Annotated in this window: 23 protein-coding genes and 1 pseudogene; 13 read left to right on the forward strand and 11 right to left on the reverse strand. The window is 67.1% G+C overall.

What is annotated here, in order from left to right; translation table 11 throughout:
* Positions 1–4: 4 nt before the first annotated feature.
* Together DR843_RS14990 and DR843_RS14995 are read right to left on the reverse strand one after the other, a co-directional pair.
* Positions 5–1,693: an ABC transporter substrate-binding protein gene (locus DR843_RS14990; RefSeq protein ID WP_170119884.1), complete on the reverse strand. Its 1,689-nt coding sequence runs from the start codon at positions 1,691–1,693 to the stop codon at positions 5–7.
* A gap of 32 nt (positions 1,694–1,725) precedes the next feature.
* Positions 1,726–3,396, reverse strand: coding sequence for an amidohydrolase (locus DR843_RS14995; RefSeq protein WP_109687086.1), 1,671 nt, complete (start codon positions 3,394–3,396; stop codon positions 1,726–1,728).
* A 103-nt stretch (positions 3,397–3,499) separates the two neighbouring features.
* Between DR843_RS14995 and DR843_RS15000 the strand changes: the two genes are divergently transcribed.
* Positions 3,500–4,180, forward strand: coding sequence for a TetR/AcrR family transcriptional regulator (locus DR843_RS15000; RefSeq protein WP_109687087.1), 681 nt, complete (start codon positions 3,500–3,502; stop codon positions 4,178–4,180).
* Positions 4,181–4,186: 6 nt separating this feature from the next.
* Here DR843_RS15000 and DR843_RS15005 read toward each other — a convergent pair whose 3' ends face one another.
* A complete protein-coding gene (locus DR843_RS15005; protein WP_109687089.1) occupies positions 4,187–5,854 on the reverse strand; it encodes an FAD-binding dehydrogenase in 1,668 nt (555 codons plus the stop codon).
* Positions 5,855–5,917: 63 nt separating this feature from the next.
* Between DR843_RS15005 and DR843_RS15010 the strand changes: the two genes are divergently transcribed.
* Positions 5,918–6,613 (forward strand): hypothetical protein, encoded by a 696-nt coding sequence (locus DR843_RS15010; protein ID WP_109687091.1) that lies wholly within the window; start codon positions 5,918–5,920, stop codon positions 6,611–6,613.
* Positions 6,614–6,615: 2 nt separating this feature from the next.
* On the opposite strand, the gene DR843_RS15015 is transcribed toward DR843_RS15010, so the two are convergent.
* The 3 genes from DR843_RS15015 to DR843_RS15025 are packed head-to-tail and all read right to left on the reverse strand — an operon-like array spanning position 6,616 to position 8,773.
* Complete coding sequence (locus DR843_RS15015; protein WP_109687093.1) at positions 6,616–7,212, reverse strand: hypothetical protein; 597 nt, start codon at positions 7,210–7,212, stop codon at positions 6,616–6,618.
* A gap of 43 nt (positions 7,213–7,255) precedes the next feature.
* The gene (locus tag DR843_RS15020) at positions 7,256–8,167 is read right to left on the reverse strand and encodes an alpha/beta fold hydrolase (RefSeq protein ID WP_109687094.1); all 912 of its coding nucleotides are present in this window, start codon (positions 8,165–8,167) and stop codon (positions 7,256–7,258) included.
* A 9-nt stretch (positions 8,168–8,176) separates the two neighbouring features.
* Positions 8,177–8,773, reverse strand: coding sequence for a histidine phosphatase family protein (locus DR843_RS15025; protein WP_109687096.1), 597 nt, complete (start codon positions 8,771–8,773; stop codon positions 8,177–8,179).
* A gap of 69 nt (positions 8,774–8,842) precedes the next feature.
* Here DR843_RS15025 and DR843_RS15030 point away from each other — a divergent pair, with 69 nt between their 5' ends.
* Complete coding sequence (locus tag DR843_RS15030) at positions 8,843–9,118, forward strand: hypothetical protein (protein WP_146202592.1); 276 nt, start codon at positions 8,843–8,845, stop codon at positions 9,116–9,118.
* A 17-nt stretch (positions 9,119–9,135) separates the two neighbouring features.
* Here the strand turns inward: DR843_RS15030 and DR843_RS15035 are convergent, their stop codons facing one another.
* Positions 9,136–10,920: a long-chain-acyl-CoA synthetase gene (locus DR843_RS15035; protein ID WP_109687098.1), complete on the reverse strand. Its 1,785-nt coding sequence runs from the start codon at positions 10,918–10,920 to the stop codon at positions 9,136–9,138.
* A gap of 66 nt (positions 10,921–10,986) precedes the next feature.
* Positions 10,987–11,259 (reverse strand): hypothetical protein, encoded by a 273-nt coding sequence (locus DR843_RS15040; protein WP_109687100.1) that lies wholly within the window; start codon positions 11,257–11,259, stop codon positions 10,987–10,989.
* 32 nt (positions 11,260–11,291) lie between these two features.
* Here DR843_RS15040 and ligD point away from each other — a divergent pair, with 32 nt between their 5' ends.
* From ligD to DR843_RS15065, 5 genes are all read left to right on the forward strand, one after another.
* Complete coding sequence (gene ligD / locus DR843_RS15045; RefSeq protein ID WP_109687102.1) at positions 11,292–12,248, forward strand: non-homologous end-joining DNA ligase; 957 nt, start codon at positions 11,292–11,294, stop codon at positions 12,246–12,248.
* 183 nt (positions 12,249–12,431) lie between these two features.
* Positions 12,432–13,403, forward strand: coding sequence for a cation diffusion facilitator family transporter (locus tag DR843_RS15050; RefSeq protein ID WP_109687104.1), 972 nt, complete (start codon positions 12,432–12,434; stop codon positions 13,401–13,403).
* 116 nt (positions 13,404–13,519) lie between these two features.
* Positions 13,520–14,509, forward strand: coding sequence for an IS481 family transposase (locus tag DR843_RS15055; protein WP_109684423.1), 990 nt, complete (start codon positions 13,520–13,522; stop codon positions 14,507–14,509).
* Between the two features lie 4 nt (positions 14,510–14,513).
* Positions 14,514–15,689 (forward strand): sensor histidine kinase, encoded by a 1,176-nt coding sequence (locus DR843_RS15060; protein ID WP_109687106.1) that lies wholly within the window; start codon positions 14,514–14,516, stop codon positions 15,687–15,689.
* A complete protein-coding gene (locus DR843_RS15065; RefSeq protein WP_109687107.1) occupies positions 15,686–16,333 on the forward strand; it encodes a response regulator in 648 nt (215 codons plus the stop codon). Before DR843_RS15060 ends, DR843_RS15065 begins: the two co-directional genes overlap by 4 nt.
* A gap of 73 nt (positions 16,334–16,406) precedes the next feature.
* On the opposite strand, the gene DR843_RS15070 is transcribed toward DR843_RS15065, so the two are convergent.
* Positions 16,407–16,820 carry a PIN domain-containing protein gene (locus tag DR843_RS15070; protein ID WP_109687110.1) on the reverse strand — a complete coding sequence of 138 codons (414 nt, stop codon included), beginning with the start codon at positions 16,818–16,820 and terminating at the stop codon, positions 16,407–16,409.
* The gene (locus DR843_RS15075; RefSeq protein WP_245934239.1) at positions 16,817–17,017 is read right to left on the reverse strand and encodes a type II toxin-antitoxin system VapB family antitoxin; all 201 of its coding nucleotides are present in this window, start codon (positions 17,015–17,017) and stop codon (positions 16,817–16,819) included. Before DR843_RS15075 ends, DR843_RS15070 begins: the two co-directional genes overlap by 4 nt.
* Positions 17,018–17,142: 125 nt before the next feature.
* On the opposite strand from DR843_RS15075, the pseudogene DR843_RS15080 reads away from it, so the two are divergent.
* Positions 17,143–17,373: pseudogene (locus DR843_RS15080) on the forward strand (ATP-binding protein); the annotation flags it as partial.
* Positions 17,374–17,411: 38 nt separating this feature from the next.
* Positions 17,412–18,233: a hypothetical protein gene (locus DR843_RS15085; RefSeq protein WP_146202593.1), complete on the forward strand. Its 822-nt coding sequence runs from the start codon at positions 17,412–17,414 to the stop codon at positions 18,231–18,233.
* Positions 18,234–18,538: 305 nt separating this feature from the next.
* Here the strand turns inward: DR843_RS15085 and DR843_RS15090 are convergent, their stop codons facing one another.
* Positions 18,539–19,819 carry an IS256 family transposase gene (locus tag DR843_RS15090; protein ID WP_172461486.1) on the reverse strand — a complete coding sequence of 427 codons (1,281 nt, stop codon included), beginning with the start codon at positions 19,817–19,819 and terminating at the stop codon, positions 18,539–18,541.
* Between the two features lie 268 nt (positions 19,820–20,087).
* Between DR843_RS15090 and DR843_RS15095 the strand changes: the two genes are divergently transcribed.
* The 3 genes from DR843_RS15095 to DR843_RS15105 all read left to right on the forward strand — a co-directional run bounded on the left by DR843_RS15095 (position 20,088) and on the right by DR843_RS15105 (position 23,592).
* Positions 20,088–20,843: an ABC transporter ATP-binding protein gene (locus tag DR843_RS15095; RefSeq protein WP_109687116.1), complete on the forward strand. Its 756-nt coding sequence runs from the start codon at positions 20,088–20,090 to the stop codon at positions 20,841–20,843.
* A complete protein-coding gene (locus DR843_RS15100) occupies positions 20,840–22,231 on the forward strand; it encodes an ABC transporter permease (protein ID WP_109687118.1) in 1,392 nt (463 codons plus the stop codon). The genes DR843_RS15095 and DR843_RS15100 overlap by 4 nt, the downstream gene beginning before the upstream one ends.
* Before the next feature lie 170 nt (positions 22,232–22,401).
* A complete protein-coding gene (locus DR843_RS15105; protein ID WP_146202594.1) occupies positions 22,402–23,592 on the forward strand; it encodes a hypothetical protein in 1,191 nt (396 codons plus the stop codon).
* Positions 23,593–23,598: the final 6 nt, after the last annotated feature.

The raw sequence follows: 23,598 nt of genomic DNA on the forward strand, positions 1-23,598 counted from the left end.
CGGCTCACTTACCGCCGACCGCGGCCGCCCACGGCGAGGTCATGTACGAGAAGGTGAGAGTGGTTCCGGTCAGCCGGCTGTTCTCGAAGACCAGAGCGCGCGGTTGGACGATCGGAATCGCCGGCAGCCCCTCGGCCAGGTGCTCCTCGGCCACGAGCACGTACTTCGCCCGCGCCTGCGGATCGGTCTGCTGGTCGGCCATGTCGAGGGCTTCGTCGACGGCAGGCACGTTGTAACCACTGAAGTTCATGTTGCCCTCGCGACCGCCGATCAGCTGGTCCAACGGCTGCGGATCGGGCAGCTCGACGTAGTTCTTGGTGAGGATGAAGTCGTAGGGCTCACGCGCCTTCGGATCGGAGAAGAGCGATCCGTACTGCTGGTTCGGCAACCCCTTCAAGGTGATGGTCAGCCCGATCTGCTGCGCCTCCTGCTGCACGATCGTCGCCAGTTGGGTGCTCTCACTGTCGCCGGCCGCGTAGGCGAAGACCAGTGGCGTGGAGCCCACCCCGGACTGCTCGACCAGCTTCTTGGCCCCCGCCGGATCGGCTGGCGCGACGTACTTCTCGTAGGCCGCCTTGAAGGTGTCCTTCGCATAACCCCACACCCCGGGGCCGGAGACCTTGTAGAGCGGGTCGGCAGTGCTGGCGAAGACCGCCTTCGCGATCCCTGCCCGGTCGAGCATCTTCGACAACGCCTGCCGCACCTGCGGATTCGTCGACGCACCGGTCGACTTGGTGAAGAGCAAGTCGACGTTGATCGGCGTCGACCCCTCACCGCCCACGAACAGCTTCCCGTCCGATGCGTTCTGCAGCTTGGCCACCAGGTTGCTCGGCAGGGTCAGCGCGCCGTCGATCTTGCCCGAGGTGAGACCGTTGGCCAGTGCGGTGGGGTCGGCCGGATAGGCGAACGTGAAGGTGTTCGCGTGCGCCGCGCGCGAGGGATCCCAGTAGTTGGCGTTCTTGGTCATGACCAACGTGCTGGTGCCGTCGTAGGAGGTGAACTTGTAAGGACCGGTGCACATCACACCCGTCGACGGGGAACCGAAGTTGCGACCCGCCTTCTGCGCGAAACTCTTCTCGACGACTGCTCCCCCGAGGGTGGCCAGCGCGTTGCTGAGGGTGTTGGCACGATGCTTGGTGGTGATGGTGATCTGGTCGGGGCCGGTCACCTCGATCTTGCTGACCGCCGCGAAGGCACCGGAGTAGTTGGACGCAATGGCCGGATCCAGGTTGCGGCCCAGGCTGTAGGCGACGTCTTGCGCGGTCATCGTCGTGCCGTCCCAGAACTTCACGTCCTTGCGGATCGTGATGACGTAATGGGTGTCGTCCTTGAAACCGAAGCTGGTCGCCAGGCCCGGCTTGAGCTGATAGTCGGGTTCGACTCGCACCAGCGGCTCGCACATGTTCGGGATGGCGGTCTCCTCCGGGTAGTCCGCCAGCACGATCGGGTCCAGCGAGAGCACCGGCCGGTAGCCGCCGTACCAGGTGACCGAAGCCAGCGACGCCGTCGCCGTACCCGTCGTGTACTTGGTGGCGGTCACGGTGGAGACCGCCTGCCCGGAGGGTCCGCCGCTGCCGTTGCTCGATGACGTGCCGGAGCACCCGGCGAGAACGACTGCGGCGCAGGTGAGTCCGCCGGCAACCGCCGTCGCACGGCGGGCGGCGGCGCGGGAGGTGAAGCTGCGATCGGACATGGCTGGGATCCTTCGGTATGAAACGGGCGGAGTCATTCGGCGCTGTAGAGCAGGTCGCCGGCGCCGTAGGTCCGCTGGACCCGGGTGGCACCGATCTGCCGGACGTCGGCAGCGAACGGATTGCGGTCGTGGACAACCAGGTCGGCGCCCTGACCGGGAGCCAGCGTGCCGCGATCGGTGGAGCGGGTGATCCAGGACGATCCGGCCGTGTAGGCGGTCAGCGCGGTTGCCAGCGGCAGACCCTGGTCCTTGCCGAGCGGCGCCGTGCCTTCCGGCGCGGACAGGTCGATCCGGTTGACCGCCGTGTGGATCGCCGCCCACGGATCGGGGCTGCTGACCGGCCAGTCGCTGCCCATGACCAACGTGGCCCCGTCGCGCAGCAGATCGCCGAACGGGTACTGGATGGCGGAACGGTCCGCACCCAGCAGCGGAATGGTCAGCTGGTCCATCTGTGGTTCGTGGCAGGCCCACAGCGCCTGCAGATTCGCCGCGACGGCCAACTCGCGGAACCGGGAGAGGTCCTTGGGGTCGACGACCTGCAGGTGGGCCAGGTGATGACGGTGGTCGCGCGTGCCGTTGCGGGCGATGGCTTCGGCCACCGCATCGAGGACCTCGCGCACCGCTCGATCACCCAGGGCGTGGAAATGTACGTCGAAATCGGCGGCGTCGAGCGCGGTCACCACGTCCTTCAGGACCTCCGGGTCGATGAAGCTGAACCCGCTCTCGGACCCGGCGTGACCACACCGGTCGTGGTACGGCTCGATCATCGCGGCCGTCTCGGTCTCGATGACGCCGTCCTGCATCACCTTGACGTGCGGCAGTGAGTAGCGGATCGGCCGTTCCTTGGCGAGCGCCCGATTCGCACCGGCCCACGCCTGCTGGCGGATGGCGCTCAGGTGCGCGACCTCGGCCGCGATGTCGGTGGTAGCGGCCTCCCACCACAGGGCGCCGGCGACGCGCGCGGTCAGCCAGCCCTCGTCCTGGGCGCGCAGGTAGGCGTCGTGCAGGGAAGGTTCGCCCCGGTGCTGCACCATCGCGTCCTGCCAGCCGGTGATGCCGACCGAGTGCAGATAGCGCTGCGCCTCGCGCAGTCCCAGGGCCAGGTCATCGACGGTGTCGGCCGGCACCAACGCCTCGACCAGGGCCATCGCCTTCTCGTGCAGCAGGCCGCTGGGCTGACCCGCGGCGTCCCGTTCGATCACCCCGCCGGTGGGGTCCGGCGTACGCGCATCGATGCCGGCCAACTCCAACGCACGGGCGTTCACCCAGGCAGAGTGGTGGTCCCGGTTGGGCAGGTAGAGCGGCCGGTCCGGCACCAGCGTGTCCAGGATGCTGCGATCGGGGCGACCGCGCTCGAACGCCGCCATCGACCAGCCGCCGCCGAGAATCCACGCGCTGGTGCAGGTTGCGGCGTAGCGGCCGATCAGGTCGTAGTACTCGGCGGCGGTGTCAGCGGCGGACAGGTCGCACCGGGCGCGCTCGAGTCCGCCTTGCACCGGGTGCACGTGGGCGTCGACGAAACCGGGGGTGACCAGCCGTCCTTCCAGGTCGACGACATCGTCGGCCCGATCGAGGTAGGGGCGGACTTCCTCATCGCCACCGACGGCCAGGATCCGGTCGCCGGCGAAGGCGATCGCAGTGGCCCAGGAGGTGGCCGCGTCGGCCCGGAAGATCGCGCCACCGCGAAGCACTGTGAGCTGCATGACTGGAAAGAAAACACAGCTCCAACGCTGTTGTCAACGGTGTTGACAACATTCGCGGCTTAGAGTTTCCTGACGGCATCAAGTCGGAGGGAAGTGGAACCACGTGCCGAAGGCGAACACGGAGCGACGCAGCCGCACGCCGGCCCTGACCCGTGACGGGATCCTGGCCGCGGCGGTCGAGGTCATCGAGCGCGATGGCCCTGGCGCCCTCAGCATGCGCCGGCTCGGCGCCGAACTCGGGGTCGACGCCACGGCGTTCTACCGGCATTTCCGGGACAAGGATGACCTGGTGCTGGCCTGTTACGAGCGGGTCACCGAAGCGCTCACCGAGGCGATTCACGCGGTCGCGGATGACGAAAGCTGGCGCGGCCGCCTATGGCAGCTGGCCCGTGCGACCTGGGATCTGTCAACGCACTACCCGGCGACGTTCAGCCTCGGATTCGCCCGCACCACAGGCGGTTCCACCGAGCGCGAATTGGTCGAGTTCATTCTGGATGCGTTGACCCGGACCGGCCTGCCCCGCGAGCAAGTGGTGCTCTACTACCGGATGTTCGGCGATGCGGTGCTGTCCTTGTCGGGGATGAACGCCGTCCTCGCGTCGTTGGATCCTGACCAGCGCGCGAAGGACGCCGTCGCCTGGTCCGGAATCTCCGCCCTGTGGCGCGCTCCGGAGTATCCCGCGGCCCGCCAGCACGCCACAGAGCTGCTGGCCGTCGAGGACCGCGAGATCTTCGAAGCCACCGTCAATGCCCTGCTCGACAGCATCGAGCACGCGACGACCTGACGCCGGTCAGCCGGCGGCGCCCCGCCCGGCAGCGCGGCCCGAGAAGATGCACCCACCGAGGAACGTGCCTTCCAGCGAGTTGTACCCGTGGACGCCGCCGCCACCGAACCCGGCCGCTTCGCCCGCCGCGAACAGTCCGTCGAAGACCGAACCGTCCGGGCGCAACACGCGCGACTGCAGGTCGGTCTGCAGACCACCGAGTGACTTACGGGTCAGGATGTGCAGTTTCACGCCGATCAGTGGGCCGGCTTTGGGGTCGAGCAACGCGTGGGGTGAGGCGACCCGGGCCAGTTTGTCGCCGCGGTAGTGGCGCGCACCGCGGATCGCCGTGACCTGGGCGTCTTTGCTGTATCCGTTGACCATCTCCCGATCGCGCGCCTCGACCTGCCGCCGGATGTCGGCCGGATCCAACAGCGGCTCATCGGTGAGCTTGTTCATCCCGGCGACCAACTCCTCTAACGAGTCCGCCACGACGAAGTCCGCGCCCTTGCTCTTGAACGCTTCGACCGGCCCGGGCGCGCCGCTCTTGACCCGGGACAGCAGCAGTTTGAAGTCCTTGTTCGTGATGTCCGGGTTCTGCTCCGAACCCGACAGCGCGAACTCCTTCTCGATGATCTTCTGGGTCAGGATGAACCACGAATGGTCGTACGCCGCGATGTCCGGTGTCGTCCTCAGATACCGCAGCGTCGAGAGGGTGTCGAACCCGGGCAGGCAGGGGAACGGCAGCCGCCGCCCGAGCGCGTCGAACCACATCGACGACGGGCCGGGCAGGATCCGGATCGCGTGTTGCGGCCAGATCGGGTCCCAGTTCGCGATCCCCTCGGTGTAGTGCCACATCCGGTCCCGGTTGACCGTGCGCGCCCCTGCTTCTTCGGCGATCTGCAACATCCGACCATCGACGTACGCCGGGACTCCCGTGATCATCGACGCCGGCGGGGTGCCGAGCCGCTGCGGCCACCAGTGCCGCACCAACTCGTGGTTGCCGCCGATCCCGCCCGTGGTGAGCACGACCGCGCCACCGCGCACCTCGAAGTCGCCGACCACGTCCCGGTTGCTGGGTTCGCCGCGTGGGTGATCGTCCGGTGCGAGTACGGCGCCCCGCACCCCCACGACGCGACCCGCCTCGAGGATCAGCTCATCCGCGCGATGCCGGTGCAGGAAGGTCAGCCGGCCCTCCTCGGCCGCCTGCAGCGTGCGGTCGGCGAACGGTTTCACCACACCGGTTCCGGTGCCCCAGGCGATGTGGAAACGTGGCACCGAGTTGCCGTGCCCGTCCGCGCGGCCATCGCCGCGCTCGGCCCAGCCGACCAGGGGGACGAAGGAGATGTCCCGCTCCTTCAGCCAGGCGCGTTTCTCACCGGCGGCGAACTCGACGTACGCCCGCGCCCACTTCGTCGCCCAGGAGTCCTCGTCGTCCAACCGGTCGAAGGCGGCACTGCCCTGCCAGTCCTGCCAGGCGAGGTCGAACGAGTCCTTGATCCCCATCCGGCGCTGCTCCGGGGTGTCGACAAGGAAGAGGCCGCCGAAACTCCAGAACGCCTGGCCACCAAGGTTTTTGGCGTTCTCCTGGTCGAGTACGGCGACCCGGCGGCCGGCGGCCACGGCCTCTGCGGCGGCGACCAGACCGGCCAGTCCCGCACCGACAACAACGACATCGAATTCTTGTGTAGCCATCGCGGGACTCCCTTGGCGCGCAACGTGTGATGTGATCAACCTAATCTGCGACGGGAGCTGAGGATGACCGACCTCACTGCATCCGTCGCCGCCCTCTTCGCCGGCCCGGTTGAGCGGTTCGTTCCGGAGCGCGACGCGTTGGCCAAGCGGCTGCGCAGCGCCGGCCAGAGCGAGGCGGCCGATGACGTCAAAGCCCTTCGGCGACCAACCGCGGCCGCCGTCGCCCTCAACCGGTTGGCCGATGACCCGGTCATCGCGCAGGTGTGCGAGCTCGGCGAGCGCCTGCGCGAGGCCCAGCAACGGGTTGACGCAGTGGCGATGCGCGATCTGTCGAACGAGCGGACGGCCACGATCAACCGTCTGTTGGAGGCCCTGGGACAACCCGCAGGCGGCCTGCGCGAGCAAGTCGTGGCCACGGCCACAGCGGCGTTGGCCGACCCGGCGGCGGCAGCCGCGCTCCGTAGCGGCCGCTTGACCAAGGCCTTGAGCTACAGCGGTTTCGGCGAGGTCGATCTCAGCGATGCCGTCGCCCGGTGGAGCGCAGCGGCGCCCGCTCAGGAGGTCGTCGCCGACCCCCGACCAGCAGAACCGGATCGCCGCGCCGCCGCACGACTGGCGCGACTGCGAAGGCAGGTGTCCACCGCTGAGGACGAATTAGCGACAGCCACCGAGCAATTGACGGCGGCGCAGCAGCGTCACGCCGACGCCGAAGCGGCGCTGGCCACGGCGCGGGATCGACTCCGAACCGTTGAGGGCTGAGGTCAGGCCTTCAGCCGCGACTGGCAGTAGGTGCGAAGTGCGGTGACCTTGGCGTTGAAGTCCGTGGTCGTCACCGTCTTGTTGTTCTTGCGGGCGGTGGCCATGGAGCCCAATTCGCTGGCAATGTCCTGGACCTTGAGGCTGAACTGACGATCGCCCGCGCCCTGCCGCAGGGCCAGCAGTTGGGTCGCGGTGGTCGTGAAGTTCTTCGCGGCCGCGTCCAACTTGCTGTTGTTGCCGCTGGACACGGCGGCGTTCCACTGCGACACCACCGTGTTCAGCTTGGAGTTCGCCGTGACGCACGCGTTGATGAACGCGGTCGACGGGGGCGGGGTGGTCGAGGTCGTCGCCGTCGGCTTCGGCGTCGTGGACGGCGACGTTGCGGTGGTCGTCGATGTCGGCGGGGGCGTGCTCGTGGTGGTCGCACTCGGGGTCGACGTGGTGCTCTCCAACGCGGTCGTCGAGGTCGGCGAGGAGGTGGTGGGCGCTGCCGTCGAGGCGTTGTCGGAGCCGCCGGAACAGGCGGCCAGTGCCAGCCCGCTAACAGCAGCCGCGGCGACGAAAGCCGGGAATCGAACGGTCCGTGCGGAACTACTCATGGCTACCACCATGCAATTACGACCGGTGCACGGCCAAATCGGGTCAACCGGTGGCGGGCAGATCCCCGACCCATTCCCGGATGTTGTCGGCGACCCACTCCGGCTGGTCGAGCATCGGCGTGTGCCCGATCCCGGCACCCTCGATGTAGGTCCAGTCCGGGTGGCGTCGGGCCAGATCACGAGCCGTGCCGACGTTGATCAGCCGGTCCTTGTCGCCGTGCAGCAACAGCACCGGCGCCGCGATCGAGCGACCGTGTTTGGTGTAGTCGCGCCGACGCAGCCCGTGCAGCAGCGTCGTGTGGGCCGCCGCGAGGAACGATTCCGCGGTCCCGGTCTGGCCCAGCCGCGCCCGCGCGACCTCCAGATGCGCGGTCCGCACCTGTGGGTCGATCCGATCCACGTCGGTGGTCACCAGTTTGAGGGCCTCGTGCACGTTGTTCTCGAGGTGCTCCTCCCCGGACCGCATCCGCAGGAACGCCTTGTTGACCCCCGGCACCGTGTAGATCGTGAACGCCGCGGCCACCAGCGGGTGCGGGCGGTGGCGGGGGCTGAGTGGGATCAGTGGGTCCACCAGCACCGCACCGCCGATCGGCACCCTGGCCCGGCCGGCCACCCGCAGGCAGATCAGACCGCCCATCGAGTTTCCGGCGATCACCGCCGGACGCCCCACCACCGAGCGCAGGAACTCCTCGACCAGTTCGACGTTGCGGCCCACCCGGGCTTGCCGGTGATGCTGCGGGACGGTCTGCCCGAAACCGGCCAGGTCCAGCGCGTAGACGTATCCGTCGTGATCGGCCAGGTACGGCGCGACCAGACCCCAGTTCTCCAACGAACCGCCCAGCCCGTGCACCAGCAAGTACGTCGTGCTGGCGTGTGGGTTGCCCCACGTGCGGTAACGCACCCGCAGACCCATCAGATCGGCGTACTGGTCGGCTGCCTGCCATGTGACCGTCACGCAGGCAGGTTACGCCGCTGACCACTCCTGCAGTGACCAGCCGTCGGCGAGGTTGCCATCCAGCACGACGTACCCGGTGTTCTTCAGCGGGTGGTTGACCACGAAGTCGGGGTCGGCGTCGACGGCCCTGGTCGCTGTCCACAGACGGATCATCGCGCCATGGGCGACGATCGCGGCCTGACGCGGTGCCTGTGCCTCGATCACGGCGACGTCCGTGTCGAAGCGGGCTACGGCGTCCGCCCCACTCTCGCCGCCGGGTACCGGCGGTTGCAGGTCGCCTCGGATCCATTGCGCCAGCAGCGCCTGGTAGGTCAGCCAGTCGGTGCGGTCGACGGACATCTCCCAGGCACCCGCCTGGATCTCGTGCAGGCCAGGCATCACCTGCGGCACCAGGCCTTGTGCCGCCGCCAATGCTGCGGCGGTGTCCTGGGCGCGTTGCGCGCGGGAGCACCAGACTCCGTCAAAACGCTCCTGCCCCAATCGAATCGGCAGGTTCGCCGCTTGCTCGCGGCCGAGCTCGGTCAGGGGCGCACCGGGCAATGCCGTGTCGAGTTCGTGGGCCACATTCGCGGTCGTCTGACCGTGCCGGATGAGGAATAGCCGCATGTGGTCAGTCTTCCAGTCAGCACAACGACCACACAGACGGGTGACAGTGACCCTCACCAGGCTGGTCCCATGACCAGTTACCCAGCCCTCGCCCACACTCCTTCTACGGCAAAGGTGCCGACCGGTCGTCGTCGCGGCGGCCGGACGGCCCGCGCGGTGTGTGCCACCGCAGCGGTCGCGCTCATCGGTACCGCCGCCATCCCCGCTGCGGAGGCAGAGGCCGCCGGTGTCCGGCCGACCACGCTGCACTACGTGGCGGGAACGTCGCCGACCGCGCTTCCCGTGGTCGGCGACGCTGCCATCACCCTGGCCGCCGATTCCAGCGGTCGACTGCGCAGGATCTGAACCGCCGTCGGCTGAACTCAGATCCGCGGGTACTTCGCGGCGGCGACGTCCGCGGCGTACTGCGGGTAGTACGGCTCGTACTTGCCGTCGGTCAGCACGTAGACGACCTCGTGCTCCATGTCGCCGTACCCGGCCTCCCGCAGCTCCACCTTGCGGCTCTTGAAGGTCGAGGTGTGTTCCAGGGAGTCCACGACACGCAGGAAGAGCGGCACGGCGTACGCCGGCAGTCCGCTCGTGAGCGCCTTACCCACCTGCTCGCCGTCGAAGCTGTCACCCTCGCGCAACACGATCGCACCCATCCCGGCCTTGCCGTCGGTGCCGGGCACGGCCACGCCGTACACCGTGCACTCCTCGATCCCGGGTGCGCGACCCAGCACGGCCTCGACCTCGGTCGTCGCGACGTTCTCACCCTTCCACCGGAAGGTGTCACCCAACCGGTCGACGAAGGAGACGTGCAGGTGGCCCTGCTTGTGCACCAGGTCGCCGGAGTTGAACCAGGTGTCACCGTCCTTGAACGCGTTGCGGTAGAGCTTCTTCTCGGTCGCCGAAGGATCGGTGTAACCGTCGAAGGGCGCCCGCGAGCTGACCTTGGCCAACAGCAGCCCGGTGCCACCGTGCTTGACCTTGATCAAGCGGCCCTTCTCGTTGCGCTTGGCCTCACCGGTCTCCGGGTCGTACTCGACAACGGTGAACGGCAACGGGCAGGTGCCGGCGGTCTGGTCGATGTTGAAGGCGTTGATGAAGGCGATGTTGCACTCGGACGCGCCGTAGAACTCGGCGATCCGCTTGATCTTGAAGCGGTCCTGGAACTCGTGCCAGATGTCCGGGCGCAGCCCGTTACCGACGATGACCCGCACCTTGTGCTGGGTGTCGACCGGCTTCGCCGGCTGCGCCAACAGGTAACGGCACAACTCGCCGATGTAGACGAAGGCGGTCGCGTCGTACTTGATGCACTCATCCCAGAACTTGCTGGCCGAGAACTTCTTGGCCACGGCGAACGCCGAGCCGTTGACCAGCGCCGAGCTCAGCGCCACCGTGACGGCGTTGTTGTGGTAGAGCGGCAGCGGGCAGTAAATGGTGTCGCTGGACTTCAGCCGGACGCCCAGCGCACCCAGGCCGGAGTAGGACTTCAACCAGCGGAAGTGGCTCATGACCGACGCCTTCGGCATGCCGGTCGTGCCCGAGGTGAAGATGTAGTACGCCTGCTCCTTGGCCACGGTCGCGGCACAGTCGGGCGGGTTGGTCACGCCCTTCTCGCGAGCCAGTTTGGCCAGGTCGGGCATCGTCAGGACGTTCTGGGCCGCGCCGACGTCACCAGCGGTCGCCAGGTCCTCCTGCATGCCGTCTTCGAGCAACAGCACCTTGGAGTTCAGCAGCCCCAGACTGTGCGCGAGGACGTCGCCGCGCTGGTTGTAGTTGAGCAAACCGGCGATCGCGCCGAGCTTCACCGCGGCCAGCAGCATCAGGATGTATTCGACCTGGCTGTGCGCCATGATCCCGACGACGTCACCCCGGCGGACGCCGTAGTCTTCTTTCAGCACGTGCGCGTACTGGTTGACCCGCTTGTTCGCGGCGTCATAGGTGAAGGTGACGTGGTCCTCGCCCTTGAGGAAGATCCGGTCGCCGTGTTTGGCGGCGGTCTTCTCGAACATCCGCCCGACCGACATCTTGTCCGTGGGCTTGCGCAGCAGCAGCCCCGGTCCTTCCCGGGTGAGGGTTCCCAGGTCGGGAGCCATCCCGATCAAACCCTTCGCAACGTCGGTCACGTGGATCTTCTGGCGGACGGTGGTGGCTGCAGCCATTGCGGCTTCCTCTCGTGGCCGGGAAAACTGCGGCAAGGTTACCCCGGTCACACTACCGATGGGTAACTAGTCCACAGAGCCGCGCTCGGGGTCGCCCAGATAGCTCCGCAGGAACCGGCCGAAAAGGAGCCGGGAGGTCACCATCAGGGCGATCCCCAGCCCGATACACCACCACATGAAGGTGGTCGACGGGCCGGATGCCCGACCCAGAACGACCAGTGCGCCCACCAGGACCCCGACGCCCAGCAACATCCCGCCGATGGCCGAGGTGCACATCAGCATCAACTTGGGGAAGACCGCGTCGACCGAAAACAGCGTCCGGGGTGGTTTGGCTGGCACGTCGTCATCGTCGCAGGTCTACGGTGCGGGGTATGGCCAGTCCGTCCGTGCAGGTGAGCGCGGGTGAGCAGTCGGTGCGGCTGTCCAACCCGTCCCGGGTCTACTTCCCGATGCGCGGCGAGACGAAACTCGATCTGGCGCAGTATTACCTGTCGGTCTCCGAGGGCATCGTGCGCGCGCTGCGCGACCGGCCGTGCATGCTGCACCGCTTCCCGACCGGGGTCAGCGGGCAGAAGGTGCACCAGAAGCGGCTGCCCGCCGGCGCGCCGCCGTGGGTAGAAACCGTGCAGATCCATTTTCCCCGCTGGAACCGCACCGCGGACGAGTTGTGCGTCACCTCGATCGCCGACGTGATCTGGGCGGTGCAGATGTCGACGGTGGAGTTCCACCCGTGGAACAGCCGCCGCTTCGACGTCGAGGCGCCGGACGAGTGGCGGATCGATCTGGACCCGATGCCGGACTGCCCCTTCTCTCGCGTACGCCGAGTGGCCGCCGTCGCCCACGAAGTGCTGTCCGAGTTGGGGATCGAGGGTTACCCGAAGACCTCCGGGGGCAACGGGCTGCACATCTACGTCCGGATCCGCCCGGACTGGGGATTTGCTGACGTACGCCGCGCCGCCCTCGCCTTCGGTCGTGAGGTCGAGCGCCGGGCCCCGTCGGAGACGACCACGACGTGGTGGCGCAAGGACCGGCCCTCCGACGTGGTCTTCGTCGATTACAACCAGAACGCCCGCGATCACACGATGGCGGCCGCGTATTCGGTGCGGGGCAATCCACGGGGCACGGTGTCTGCGCCGCTGCTGTGGTCGGAGATAGAGGACGCCGAGCCGGACGATTTCACCATCGCCACGATGCCCGCACGTTATGCGTCGGTCGGTGACCTGACCGCGGGAATCGACGACACGGCGTACGGGCTGGAGAGGTTGTTGGACTGGGCCGCACGCGACGAGGCGGCGGGTGCTCAGCCGCCTGCCGAACCAGACAACTGACGAAACTGCCACCAATCGTGGCTTGATCTGCCGAGATGACCTCGACAAGTGACGAAACCGCCAGCAATCGTGGCTTGATCTGCCGAGATGACCTCGACAAGTGACGAAACCGCCAGCAGTTGGTCGGGGCGCCCCCGCGAACCGGACGGGACTCACGGGGCGAGGGCGACCTAGACTCGAGCCATGAGCGTGTGCTCCGGTGCCGACCCCCACGGCGCGACCGAAGCCGCCCCGGCGCATAGTCACGACGGGCACGCGCACGCCATCTCCGCCGACGCCGATCGCCGCTACCTGTGGATCGCCCTGGCGCTGCTGAGCACGTTCATGATCGGTGAGGTCATCACCGCTTTCATCTCCGGATCACTGGCCCTGCTCTCCGACGCCGCCCACATGCTGTCCGACGTGGCGGCCATCGGCGCGGCGTTGTGGGCGATGCACCTGGCGGCGCAACCGGCCCGCGGGAAGTGGACGTTCGGCTGGAAGCGCGCCGAGATCCTGTCGGCCGCCGGCAACGGCATCACCTTGCTCGTGCTCGCGGTGATCCTGGGCTTCGAAGCGATCCGCCGACTGATCGACCCACCCCAGGTGACCGGCGGCTTGGTCCTGGTCGTCGCCCTCGTCGGCATGGTGGTCAACATCGCTGCGGCTGCGTCCATGGCGCGCGCCAACCGCAGCAGCCTCAACGTCGAAGGCGCCTACCAGCACGTCCTCACCGATCTTTACGGCTTCATCGGGACGGCGATCGCGGCCCTGGTCATCCTGCTCACCGGGTGGATGCGGGCCGACGCCGTCGCCTCCCTGGTGGTCGTCGCGCTGATGCTGCGCGCGGGCTGGGCACTGACCCGGGACAGCGGCCGGGTGCTCATGGAGGCCGCCCCCAGCGAGGTCGACCTACGCGATGTCACTGCGCACCTGCTGGAGCCGGAGCACGTCGTCAGCGTCCACGACCTGCACGTGTGGACGGTGACCTCCAGTCTGCCCGCACTGTCGGCGCATGTCGTGGTGGAGGACGAGTGCTTCAGCGACGGGCATTCCGCGCGACTGCTCGATGAGTTGCAGGCGTGCATCGCCGGCCACTTCGACGTCGAGCACTCCACCTTCCAGGTCGAACCGGTCAGCCACGCGGACCACGAGTCGACCGCCCACGCACACTAGGTGTACTGCCCCGGGACGTTAGGAACGGTTCTCGGCCTGTCGGCGTGACTTGAGGAAGACCTCCGGGTGAGGTGTGAAGCGACGAAGCAAACACATCCCCAAACCCGGAGGTCCTCATGGTCCACGCTAATGCCCCGCTTTCTGCGACTGGTCGCCTGCGCCTGGCGCGGTGCGTGGTGGACGATGGGTGGCCGTTGCGGCGGGCCGCAGACCGGTTCGGGGTCTCGGTCACCACCGCGCACCGCTGGGCGGCCCGGTACCGCCAGCATGGTGCGGCGGGGATGTGCGATCGTCCCAGCCGGCCCCAGTCATGTCCGCACCGCACCAGTAGGCGCCGGGAACGGCGAGTCCTGGGGTTACGGGTTTCGCGGCGGTGGGGGCCGGCCCGGATCGCCTACCACCTGGGGATGAATCCGGCCACGGTGCACCGCATCCTGACCCGGTACCGGTGTCTTCGGTTGTCCTGGACGGACCCGGCCACTGGTGCCCCGGTACGGGCCGGTCGTCGAAAGGTGGTGCGCTACGAACGCGACGCCCCGGGTGATTTGGTCCACGTGGACATCAAGAAGCTGGGCCGCATCCCCGATGGGGGTGGACACCGGGTCCATGGCCGCGCTGCGGGGAAAGCTAACTCCCGTGCTACCTCCAGCAGTGGGCGGGGGTATGCCTACCTGCACCACGCGGTCGATGACCACTCCCGGTACGCCTACTCAGAGATCCTGGCCGATGAGAAGAAGGAGACCGCGACCGCGTTCATGCAACGGGCGGTGGCGCACTTCGCGCAGGTCGGGATCACCACGGACCGGGTGATGACCGACAACGGGTCCTGTTACCGCTCCCACCTATTCCGGAACATGCTGCAGGACCATGGGATCACCCATAAACGCACCCGCCCCTACACCCCGAAAACCAACGGGAAAGTCGAGCGGTTCAACCGGACCCTGACCGAGGAGTGGGCCTACGCCCGCCCCTACACCAGCGAGACCGAACGCGCCGCCGCGTACGAGGACTTCCTGCACATCTACAATCACCACCGCGCACACACCGCGCTCAAAGGTGGCTCACCCGCAGACCGCGTACCCAACCTGGCGGGGCACTACAACTAGGCACATGACCAGCACCCTCCAGGTCGACCCCTGGGGTGAGGACGCGCCGCTCACCAAACGCGGCTGGGCCATCGACATCGCGATCGGCCTGGTCCCGATCGCCATCACCGCAGTCAACGGCCTGCACTCCTGGCCGGCCGCGATCCTGCTCGGGGTCGCGCTTGCGATCCGTCGGCGCTGGCTGGCGGCCAGCGTCGCCTTGGCGATCATCGCGGCGATCTGGCAGGTCGCGGACGGCAACATCAACTACGTCGCGGACCTCGGCTACGCCCTGATCGCCTTCCGCCTCGGCGCGCACCGGGATCGCGCCGTACGTCGATTCGGACTGATCGCCTGCACGGTCGCGGTCGTGGTGGCAACAGTCTGGATCGCCGTCCAGGGCGGCGCTCCGCCCGCGGTCGCGACCGACCTGACCCACCGGTTGATCGCCGGGGCCATCTTGGGTGGCCTGACCGCGCTGGTCGTCTTCGGTGGTTGGGTCACCGGATACCTGCGCTACCAGAGCCGTCAGGTGGTCCGTGATCGGATCGGTTTGGAGTTGCAGAGCGCCGAGGAGCGACGGTTGCGCGATCTGGTCACCCAGCAGCAGCAGCGGATCGCCATCGCTTCGGACATGCACGATGTGGTGGCCCACTCGTGGGCGGTCGTTGCGGCGCAGGCCGATGGCGCTCGCTACCTGTTGCGTACCGACCCCGACCGCGCGGAAGAGGCGCTCTCAGTGATCGGGGAGACCGCGCGCTCCGCCATGACCGACATCCGCGGCTTGCTCAGTCGGCTGCGGGACGACGACTCCGACGCGCCCCTGACCCTCGACCAACCCGATGCGCTCATCCAACGACTGCGCGATGCGGGGGTGAGCCTGGAAGTGACCCAGGAGGGTACGCCGAGTGCGGACCCCCAGCTGACGGCCACTGCCAGCCGGGTCCTGACCGAGTCGTTGACCAACGCGCTCAAGCACGGTGATCTGCGCACACCGGTACGGGTGCGCGAAGACTGGAGCGACGGTTACCGGCTGAGCGTGACCAATTCCGCGGGAGCCCGACCGGTCGGCACCAATGGACACGGTCTGCGTGGGATGCGCGAGCGCGTCGTCGCTGCGGGCGGGATGATGCGGGCTGAACCTGCCGATGCCGGAACTCGTTGGCAGGTGGACGTTTTCATCCCGGAGGAGAAGTCGTGAGCATCCGCATCGCTCTGGTGGACGATCAGGCGCTGTTCCGGGCCGGCATCGCGATGGTCATCTCGTCGCAGGATGATCTGGAGGTGGTCGGCGAGGCCGGCGATGGCGCGCAGGTGCCCGAGCTCGTCAGCGCCACCCGGCCCGATCTGATCCTGATGGATGTCCGGATGCCGGGCGTTGACGGAGTCACCGCGACGCGTTTGCTGCACGAGTCTTTCGGGGCGGCGGCGCCGAAGGTGCTGGTGCTCACGACGTTCGATGAGGACGAGTCAGCGGTCGCAGCGATCGAAGCGGGAGCCAGTGGATTCGTCCTGAAGTCCGCCGAGCCGGAGATGTTGCTGGCCTCGATCCGCTCGGTCGCCGCGGGCAACCAGGTCGTTGCCGCCGGCGCGACGCGGGCATTGTTCGCCCGCTTCCGGACTCGCAGCGCCACCCCGGGGCCGGAGTACGAGGCGCTCACCGCCCGGGAACGCGAGATCCTGCTGCAGGCGGCCAAAGGGTTGTCGAATGCCGAGATTGCCGCGGCCGAATTCCTTTCAGAGGCAACGGTGAAGACGCATATTTCGCGGATCCTGACCAAACTCGGCGCCCGCGACCGCGTGCAGTTGGTGGTCTATGCCTACGAGCACGGATTGATGAGTTGATGTTCTCGCGATGAGGCGCGGACCTGTTCTCTTTCCTCCCCGCCGCGCGAGGCCGCATCTCCGACCTTCGATGTCAGCCAGACGGCGCGACGTACTCGTGCCGCAGGTCGCTCACGCGGGCGATGTAGTCGAAGTCGTGGTCGGCGGCCAGCACAGTGGCGTCGTTGGCGATGGCGTAGCCGGCGATCAGGAGGTCGACGGTCCCGGCGGCGCGGACCAGGCCGGCTCCCCACAGCGCTGCCTGCAGATCCAGGACCAGACTCTCGTCCGGGGCGCGCTCGAGCGGGAAGCCAAGGGTGATGCCCTCCCTGTACCGAGCATGCTCCTCAGGAGCCCGGGCACTGTGGCAGAACTCGAGCACCTGGGGAGGGCAGGTCACGAAGAGGTCCGAGGGCGTGCGCTCGATTCGCCGCAGCCGGGCCGTGATGCCGGGGTCGCCCGTCGCGAGCCTCGCCCAGACCGAGTTGTCTACCAGGTAGTCCGTCACGTGGCCGGCGGCACGACGGGAGCGCCGAGCTCGGCCGGCAGGTCCGTCAGCTCGGCAATGCCGTCGATCATCGCGCCCTTCTGCTTCGACGCGATCAGTCGGCGTAGTGCGAGGTCGAGCACGGCGCGGTTGGACTTCTCACCGGTCAGCTGCCGGGCGCGCTCGAGCAGCCCCGGGTCCAGGTCGACGCTGGTCATGGCCACGTTCTGCTCCTATGTCCGCAGTCAATATAACTGAGCATATATCTCCGTGCAGGCGATGGTGGCGCCCGGCGGGACGGAGCGGTCACTGCGTCCTCCACTGCTCGCCTGCACCCCGGCCGATGGTGAACGAACTCGTCGAAGCCGTCGACGACAAAGTCCTGGCGCAAACCATGGCCCGCTACGGGCGGGTCGACCTGCTGATCATCGACGAACTGGGTTACATGGAACTGGACCGACGCGGCGCCGAACTGCTCTACCAAGTCCTGACCGAACGCGAAGAGAAGAACAGCATCGCCATCGCCAGTAACAGGTCCTGGCCAGGGCGGACTCGGCCTACTACGGGTGGGCGTTCGTGGGTGCGGCGATCCGGGGCCGGGCCTGGTTTTCCGTGACCGCCCGAATGGACCCGGCCGTCGCGGCCGCGATCGCCTCCATCGCCGACGATGCGTGGACGCCGATCCAGTACCCGAACGCGGTCTACCACGAAGAACAAGATGTCTGGGTCAGTGATGCCGAGGTCGCGGAGGTGCCGTTCACCGCGTTCACCTCCCGCACCAAAGACCAGCACGTGGCCTGCCGGTTGATCGTGCGCCGCGTCCAACGGATCCAACCCCTGGCAGGGGATCGAACCGCCCAGGGCGAACTATTCGCGACATACCGCCATCACGCGTTCATCACCAACTCCCGGCTTCAGATCATCGAGGCCGATCAGCGCCACCGCGACCACGCGATCATCGAGCAAGTCATCGCCGAACTGAAGAACGGGCCCCTAGCGCACCTACCCAGCGGCAAGTACACCGCGAACGCAGCGTGGGTCGCGTGCGCGGTCATCGCGTTCAACCTCGCCCGCGCCACCGCCATCGCCTCCTGCATGCGTCTGACGCGGTGGGCCACCGTAAGGGCCAGGGATCATCAACCTGCCCGCCCTGATCGCGACCACCGGGCGGCCACTGATCCTGCACCTACCCGTGCGCTGGCCGTGGACACCGGCCTGGGAAGCGCTCTGGGACACCGCGACCGCGACCCGGCCCACCCCCACCAGCAACGATCTGACCACCCAGCCCGACCGGGCGCTACACCAGGACACCAGTGGAAGAGCCGGGCAGACCGGCGAGCTTCGCACGCCCCGACCCGAAACCCCCTGCACGGCAACACAATCAGAACGTTCAGATCAACAACGGTGGATCAGGGCTCAGTCGCTCCCCCTTGAAGGGCTTTCGACGCTGGGCTTCGACACCGCAGGTTTCCCTCCGACACCGCCAGCCTGCTACCGGGCCTCCTGGCGGCTACCCGGACCGGACTCACACCGGCAGGCGACAGCGAGCTTGTCAACAACAGATCACCTATCCACGATGGCCTCCTGTCTGCTGGTCGCAGGAAATTTTGAGGCTAGTATCCAGATTTTCTCCTGCCGGCAACAGCGAAGAGAAATCGCTCAAGTACCCCGCTCCCTATGAAGGGGCACATAATAGTTGCGGCGAGGGTCCGTCTGATTCTTTGTGTAAGTGGCATCGGCTAGTTCAGACCTAGGCGGTCGCCGTAGGTCATGGATAGTACGTTCAGGATGTTCTTCCAGCCGGCGATCTGCCCGGTGGGGTTGGGTCGGTTCTTCTGCCGCTCCAACACCGCGAGGTAGAGCACCTTCAACGCGGATTGCTCGTCCGGGAAATGGCCCCGTCGACGTGTCGCTGCCCGGAACCGGGCGTTCAACGACTCGATCCCGTTGGTCGTATAGATCAGTTTGCGGACCTCGACAGGGAAGTCCAGGAACGGGATGAACTCGGTCCAGGAGTTGCGCCACATCCGCACCATCGCCGGATACAGCGGTTCCCACTGCTGCGCGAAGGTCTCGAACTCGGTTTCGGCCGCCGCCAGCGACGGGGCGGTGTAGATCCGCTTGAGGTCGCGGGTGATGGCCTGCCAGTACTTCTTGGAGGCGTACCGCAGACTGTTGCGGACCAAATGCACCACACACGTTTGCACCGTGGCGGCCGGCCAGGTCGCCGTGATCGCCTCGGGCAACCCTTTGAGGCCGTCGCAGCACACGATGCACGCATCGAGGATGCCACGATTCTTCAAGTCCGACAGCATGTTCATCCACTGCTTAGCTCCTTCCCCACCCGAAGGCCCGACCCACAACCCCAGGACATCGCGGAAACCGTTGAGGTCTATACCGATTGCCACATACACCGGACGGTTCGCGACCGTCCCTTCGCGGACCTTCAGCACGATCGCGTCGATCAGGATCACCGGGTAGATCGCGTCCAACGGACGCGCCGACCACGCCTTCATGTCACCCAGGACCTGGTCGGTGACCCGCGAGACCAGGTCCCGGGAAACATCGGTGTCGTACACCTGGGACAGGTGAGCGGCGATGTCCCCGGTGGTCATGCCCTTCGCGTACAGCGAAATCACGGCCTCATCGAACCCGGCCAGGCGGCGCTGGTGCTTGGGCACGATCTGCGGTTCGAACGTGCCGGCCCGATCCCGCGGAACCTGGATCTGCACGTCCCCGATCTCGGTGCGCACCGTCTTGGGGCTGGAGCCATTGCGGGAGTTGCCGCCATCGCGGCCGTTGACCGCGTGCTTGTCATACCCCAGGTGGGCGCTCATCTCGGCCTCCAGGGCTGCCTGCAGGACCCGCCGCGTCAGCGTCGTCAACAACCCACCCTCACCGGTCAAAGCGACCTGCCGCTCGACCGCCGAAGCGACCAGCTGCTGCGCCAGATCATCAACGTCAACCGACTCGGCCGACGACCTCGCCACCAACTCACCATGCGCTTGCTCATCAGACATGACGCGATCTTCCTTCCGCCCCAGCCAAAGCCAGGGACGTCACGCCAAGCCACTTACACAAAGTTTCGGACAGACCCCGGCGCAGACGAACTGTGACACACGCCTGAGTAAAAACTGGCAAGGACCTACGAAAATCCTATTTCGGCGTGTCGTGCGTTGACTTGCGCGCATCCAAGGGTCGCAACCGGAGATGTACGCCCACAGATGTACCCAAGACCCGCCCTGCGACCGACGCGCGATGAGGGCCGCGCTTCATACCGTCGTAGACATGACCGAACAACTGCCCCCAGTCCTGTGGATGCGCAACGTCGATCGCTGGTACGGCGATGGGTCCAGTGCCGTCCCCGCCCTCACCGACATCAGCCTCGACATCGCCCCCAGCCAGTTCACCGCCATCATGGGCCCATCCGGCTCCGGTAAGTCCACCCTGCTGAATATCGCTGCGGGACTGGACAATCCGAGCAAGGGTCAGGTGTGGCTGGCCGGTCAGCCGTTCCACGAACTGTCCGACGACCGGCGCACCCAACTGCGCCGCGACCACATCGGTTTCATCTTCCAGGCGTTCAACCTGGTCCCGACCCTGACCGCGGGCGAGAACATCCTGCTGCCCTTCGACCTCGCCGGTCGCACCCCGAGTATCGAGGACCGTGAGCGCATCGACTACTTGACCCAGGTGCTCGGTCTGAAGGACCGGATCACCCACCGGCCCGCGGAGTTGTCCGGCGGTCAGCAGCAGCGGGTCGCGATCGCCCGGGCACTCGCCGTACGTCCCCACCTGGTCATCGCCGACGAACCCACCGGCAACCTGGACACCCGCACCTCGCGGGAAGTGTTGGCGCTGCTGCGTTCTGCCGCGCAGGAGTACCACCAGACGATCCTGATGGTCACCCACGATCCGGTCGCCGCGTCGTACGCCGATCGGATCCTCGTCGTGGCCGACGGCCGGATCGCGGGCGACTACCCGGCGATGCCCGCCACGGAGATCGCCCGGTTGATGGTGAATCTGGAAGTCGGTGCAGCATGAAACGCGAACTCGTCCTCGGCTCCGGCCGGGACCTCGGCACCATCGGCCTGGTCGCCGCGCTGTGCGGCCTCTACGCCGGCGTATTGGTTTCTGCCAGTGCGGTGTTGGCCACGCTCGGCAACAACCCGGGCAACCTGGCCTTCACCCTGCAGATCGCTTCGTTGGTCTTCAACCTCGTCGCGATTTACGTCGCGGCGGTGGTCATCACCAACGCCGTCGACACCGTCCTGGCCGGCCGGTTGCGGCAGTTGGCGTTGCTGCGACTGCTCGGCGCCCGTTCCACTGACCTGCGGCGGGTGGTGATGCGATCCACCGGTCTGATCGGCTTGGTGGCTGCCCTCGGGGGAGCGGCTCTCGGGGTCGCGATCACCGCCGCCGCACGGGTCGTGCTGGTGGCCCGCGGCACCCTGCCATCTCGCGATTACCCGCTGACCAGCGTCGTCCTGGTCATCCCGATCGCCGTGATCGCCATCGTGGCGTTGATCTGTGGCTGGCGCGGCTCCCGTCGCGTGCTGACCGTGACCCCGGCCGAGGCGATGACCGGGGTCTCGGCCCCGACCGCCTCGACCCGTCGCGAGTCACACTTGCGCAAGGCTTTCGCGCTGCTGGTGATGGCTGCGGGGGTGGTCTTCCTGCTCGGCGCTGCCTACCTCGGTGAGCACTACGCCGGGATCGGCTTCCTGGTCGCCTTCCTCGGCGCCGCCACCTTTACGACCGGTTTGTTGATCGGTGCGCGGTACGTCGTGCCCTGGCTGGTCGCCGCCAGCGGGCGGGCGCTGGGATCGACCCCCGCCAGCCGCATCGCGCGGCGCAATGCGGTCCTAGACCCGCAGCGAACCACCCGCTCCACGATGGGTCTGGTCATCGGCGTCGCGATCATCACCACGATCGCCTCCGGGATGGGTGCGTTGCAAAAGGCCGTCGACGGGTGGACCCAACTCACCCCCGCCGACCGAGAACTGGCCCACCAGTTGCTCAGCATGATCGGCAGCGTGATGACCGGCATCGTTGTGGTGTCCTGCGTCATCTCGGTGATCGGGTTCATCTCGACCATGTCGTTGACGGTGATCCAGCGCCGCCGGGAGATCGGTCTGCTGCGCGCGGTCGGTTTCACCGGCAGCCAGATCCGCTCGATGATCACCCGGGAGTCGGCTGCCCTGGCCGGTACCGCCGTCCTCTTCGGATTGATTCTGGGGGTCTTCTTCGGATCGATCGGCGCACAATCCGTCATCGGTTTCCAGACCACCGGTTTCGTATGGGGCACGCCCTGGACCTTCCTCGCCACCGTTGCCGCCGTTGGGGTCGTCTTGGTGCTGGTGTCGGCGCTGCCGCCCGCCCGCCGCGCAACGACGGTGCCGGTGGTCGCAGCCCTGCGCATCGACGGCTGACCTGCCCGCTTGCCATATCGCGGGAAACAGCCCGCGGAAGGCGGACAGTGTTTGAGGGCTTCATGACTTGAAGTCATGAAGCCCTCAAAACGGGTGTCCCTCCACTGACTGCGCTGGGTACGCCATTCACCCGCCCTCGCCGGTACTGCCGGCTGACTAGCCTGGCGCACATGGCGCTGCTTCGGGACGTGCACTTCTGGCCACCAACCGGACCGGAGACTGGGCCATGGGACCCCGGCGAACCCGAGTGCGATGCCTTCGCCCGGACCTCACGGCGCGTGTGCGAGCGTTACAGCCAGGCGCTGCGCGAGTTGGAGATCTACAACCGGACGAGCAGTGTGCGCTTCTTCATCGAGCAGGGCGATCCGGGCAATGCCGAAGTGGCAATGTCGGTCGACCCGAGCGAGTTTGAGTCCGGCAGGGTGACTCTGCCACCGGATGCGAGGACATTGGATATGGACCATCGTGCAGCGCTTGTCCTCGAAACCGTGCACGGCGGCATGCTGCGACTGGGTGAGGCACGAGGTTGGGATGTCGAGCAGCTGAACGAGGCGCACGCTGCCGTGATCGCTGATCGCTATCAGTTCGCCTGGGACAGCCCCTGGAAGATGTCGCGCGGTCGGAAGCACCAAGCCCGGCTGCGGTTCAGCCTGCAGGACAACGGCTTCGGCGTGGCCATCCTGGAGGTGGTCGACGTCCAAACAGGTCAAAGTCTTCGCTCTGCGGCAGTCCCCAGCTTCAGCACGATCGAAGGATTCCAACGCTCCGCCCGCACGTTGCGATGGACAAACGCGGAGACCATCGAGGCGGTGCCGTCGGTGGGCCTGTTCAACTCCCGATCTGCCACCGTGCAGTGGACACTGCCGCAGCTGATACCGACAGAGCCGGACGCGGTGTGGCCGCCGGATCCGCCAGGGTCAGCAAGGCCCCTCACTAACTCCGGTCTCGGTTTATCCGTCCTTGGCGTTGGTCGCTCAGCTCCGGAGCAGCCGCACGAGATCATCTTTCTCGGTCACGGAATGACTAACGGCATGCCCCGGGGATACCGACGCACGCTGGAACGGTTATTGCGACATGTTGACGCTGATCCCGGCTGGGCCACTTGGTGGCGCGAATCGCCGGTCCGCGTATTGGAGATCAGCGGGCGATGGGACGGCGGTTTCGGCAAGCCGCTGCGTCAGTCATACACCGTCCGCCGTTACGCCCACCACATCACCGCGATCATCCAGCGCTCCACCGCCTCAATGCTCGACGGACCGGATGGCGCGGAGCAGGCTCATCGAGATGTCACCGAACTCCTCAGCCGAGTGGCGACGCGGGCCGACATCGATCAGCCCCCGGCCCTGCGCATCGACGGCTAAGCCCCG

Origin of the sequence: Branchiibius hedensis (genome assembly GCF_900108585.1) — a bacterium.
GTDB lineage: Bacteria > Actinomycetota > Actinomycetes > Actinomycetales > Dermatophilaceae > Branchiibius > Branchiibius hedensis.

Excerpts from the sequence above, each read along its gene's own strand:
- DR843_RS14990 (WP_170119884.1), bottom strand. The coding sequence starts at position 1,693 with ATGTCCGATCGCAGCTTCACCTCCCGCGCCGCCGCCCGCCGTGCGACG.
- DR843_RS14995 (WP_109687086.1), bottom strand. The coding sequence starts at position 3,396 with ATGCAGCTCACAGTGCTTCGCGGTGGCGCGATCTTCCGGGCCGACGCG.
- DR843_RS15005 (WP_109687089.1), bottom strand. The coding sequence starts at position 5,854 with ATGGCTACACAAGAATTCGATGTCGTTGTTGTCGGTGCGGGACTGGCC.
- DR843_RS15010 (WP_109687091.1), top strand. The coding sequence starts at position 5,918 with ATGACCGACCTCACTGCATCCGTCGCCGCCCTCTTCGCCGGCCCGGTT.
- DR843_RS15015 (WP_109687093.1), bottom strand. The coding sequence starts at position 7,212 with ATGAGTAGTTCCGCACGGACCGTTCGATTCCCGGCTTTCGTCGCCGCG.
- DR843_RS15025 (WP_109687096.1), bottom strand. The coding sequence starts at position 8,773 with ATGCGGCTATTCCTCATCCGGCACGGTCAGACGACCGCGAATGTGGCC.
- DR843_RS15030 (WP_146202592.1), top strand. The coding sequence starts at position 8,843 with ATGACCAGTTACCCAGCCCTCGCCCACACTCCTTCTACGGCAAAGGTG.
- DR843_RS15035 (WP_109687098.1), bottom strand. The coding sequence starts at position 10,920 with ATGGCTGCAGCCACCACCGTCCGCCAGAAGATCCACGTGACCGACGTT.
- ligD (WP_109687102.1), top strand. The coding sequence starts at position 11,292 with ATGGCCAGTCCGTCCGTGCAGGTGAGCGCGGGTGAGCAGTCGGTGCGG.
- DR843_RS15050 (WP_109687104.1), top strand. The coding sequence starts at position 12,432 with ATGAGCGTGTGCTCCGGTGCCGACCCCCACGGCGCGACCGAAGCCGCC.
- DR843_RS15055 (WP_109684423.1), top strand. The coding sequence starts at position 13,520 with ATGGTCCACGCTAATGCCCCGCTTTCTGCGACTGGTCGCCTGCGCCTG.
- DR843_RS15060 (WP_109687106.1), top strand. The coding sequence starts at position 14,514 with ATGACCAGCACCCTCCAGGTCGACCCCTGGGGTGAGGACGCGCCGCTC.
- DR843_RS15075 (WP_245934239.1), bottom strand. The coding sequence starts at position 17,017 with ATGACCAGCGTCGACCTGGACCCGGGGCTGCTCGAGCGCGCCCGGCAG.
- DR843_RS15090 (WP_172461486.1), bottom strand. The coding sequence starts at position 19,819 with ATGTCTGATGAGCAAGCGCATGGTGAGTTGGTGGCGAGGTCGTCGGCC.
- DR843_RS15095 (WP_109687116.1), top strand. The coding sequence starts at position 20,088 with ATGACCGAACAACTGCCCCCAGTCCTGTGGATGCGCAACGTCGATCGC.
- DR843_RS15100 (WP_109687118.1), top strand. The coding sequence starts at position 20,840 with ATGAAACGCGAACTCGTCCTCGGCTCCGGCCGGGACCTCGGCACCATC.
- DR843_RS15105 (WP_146202594.1), top strand. The coding sequence starts at position 22,402 with ATGGCGCTGCTTCGGGACGTGCACTTCTGGCCACCAACCGGACCGGAG.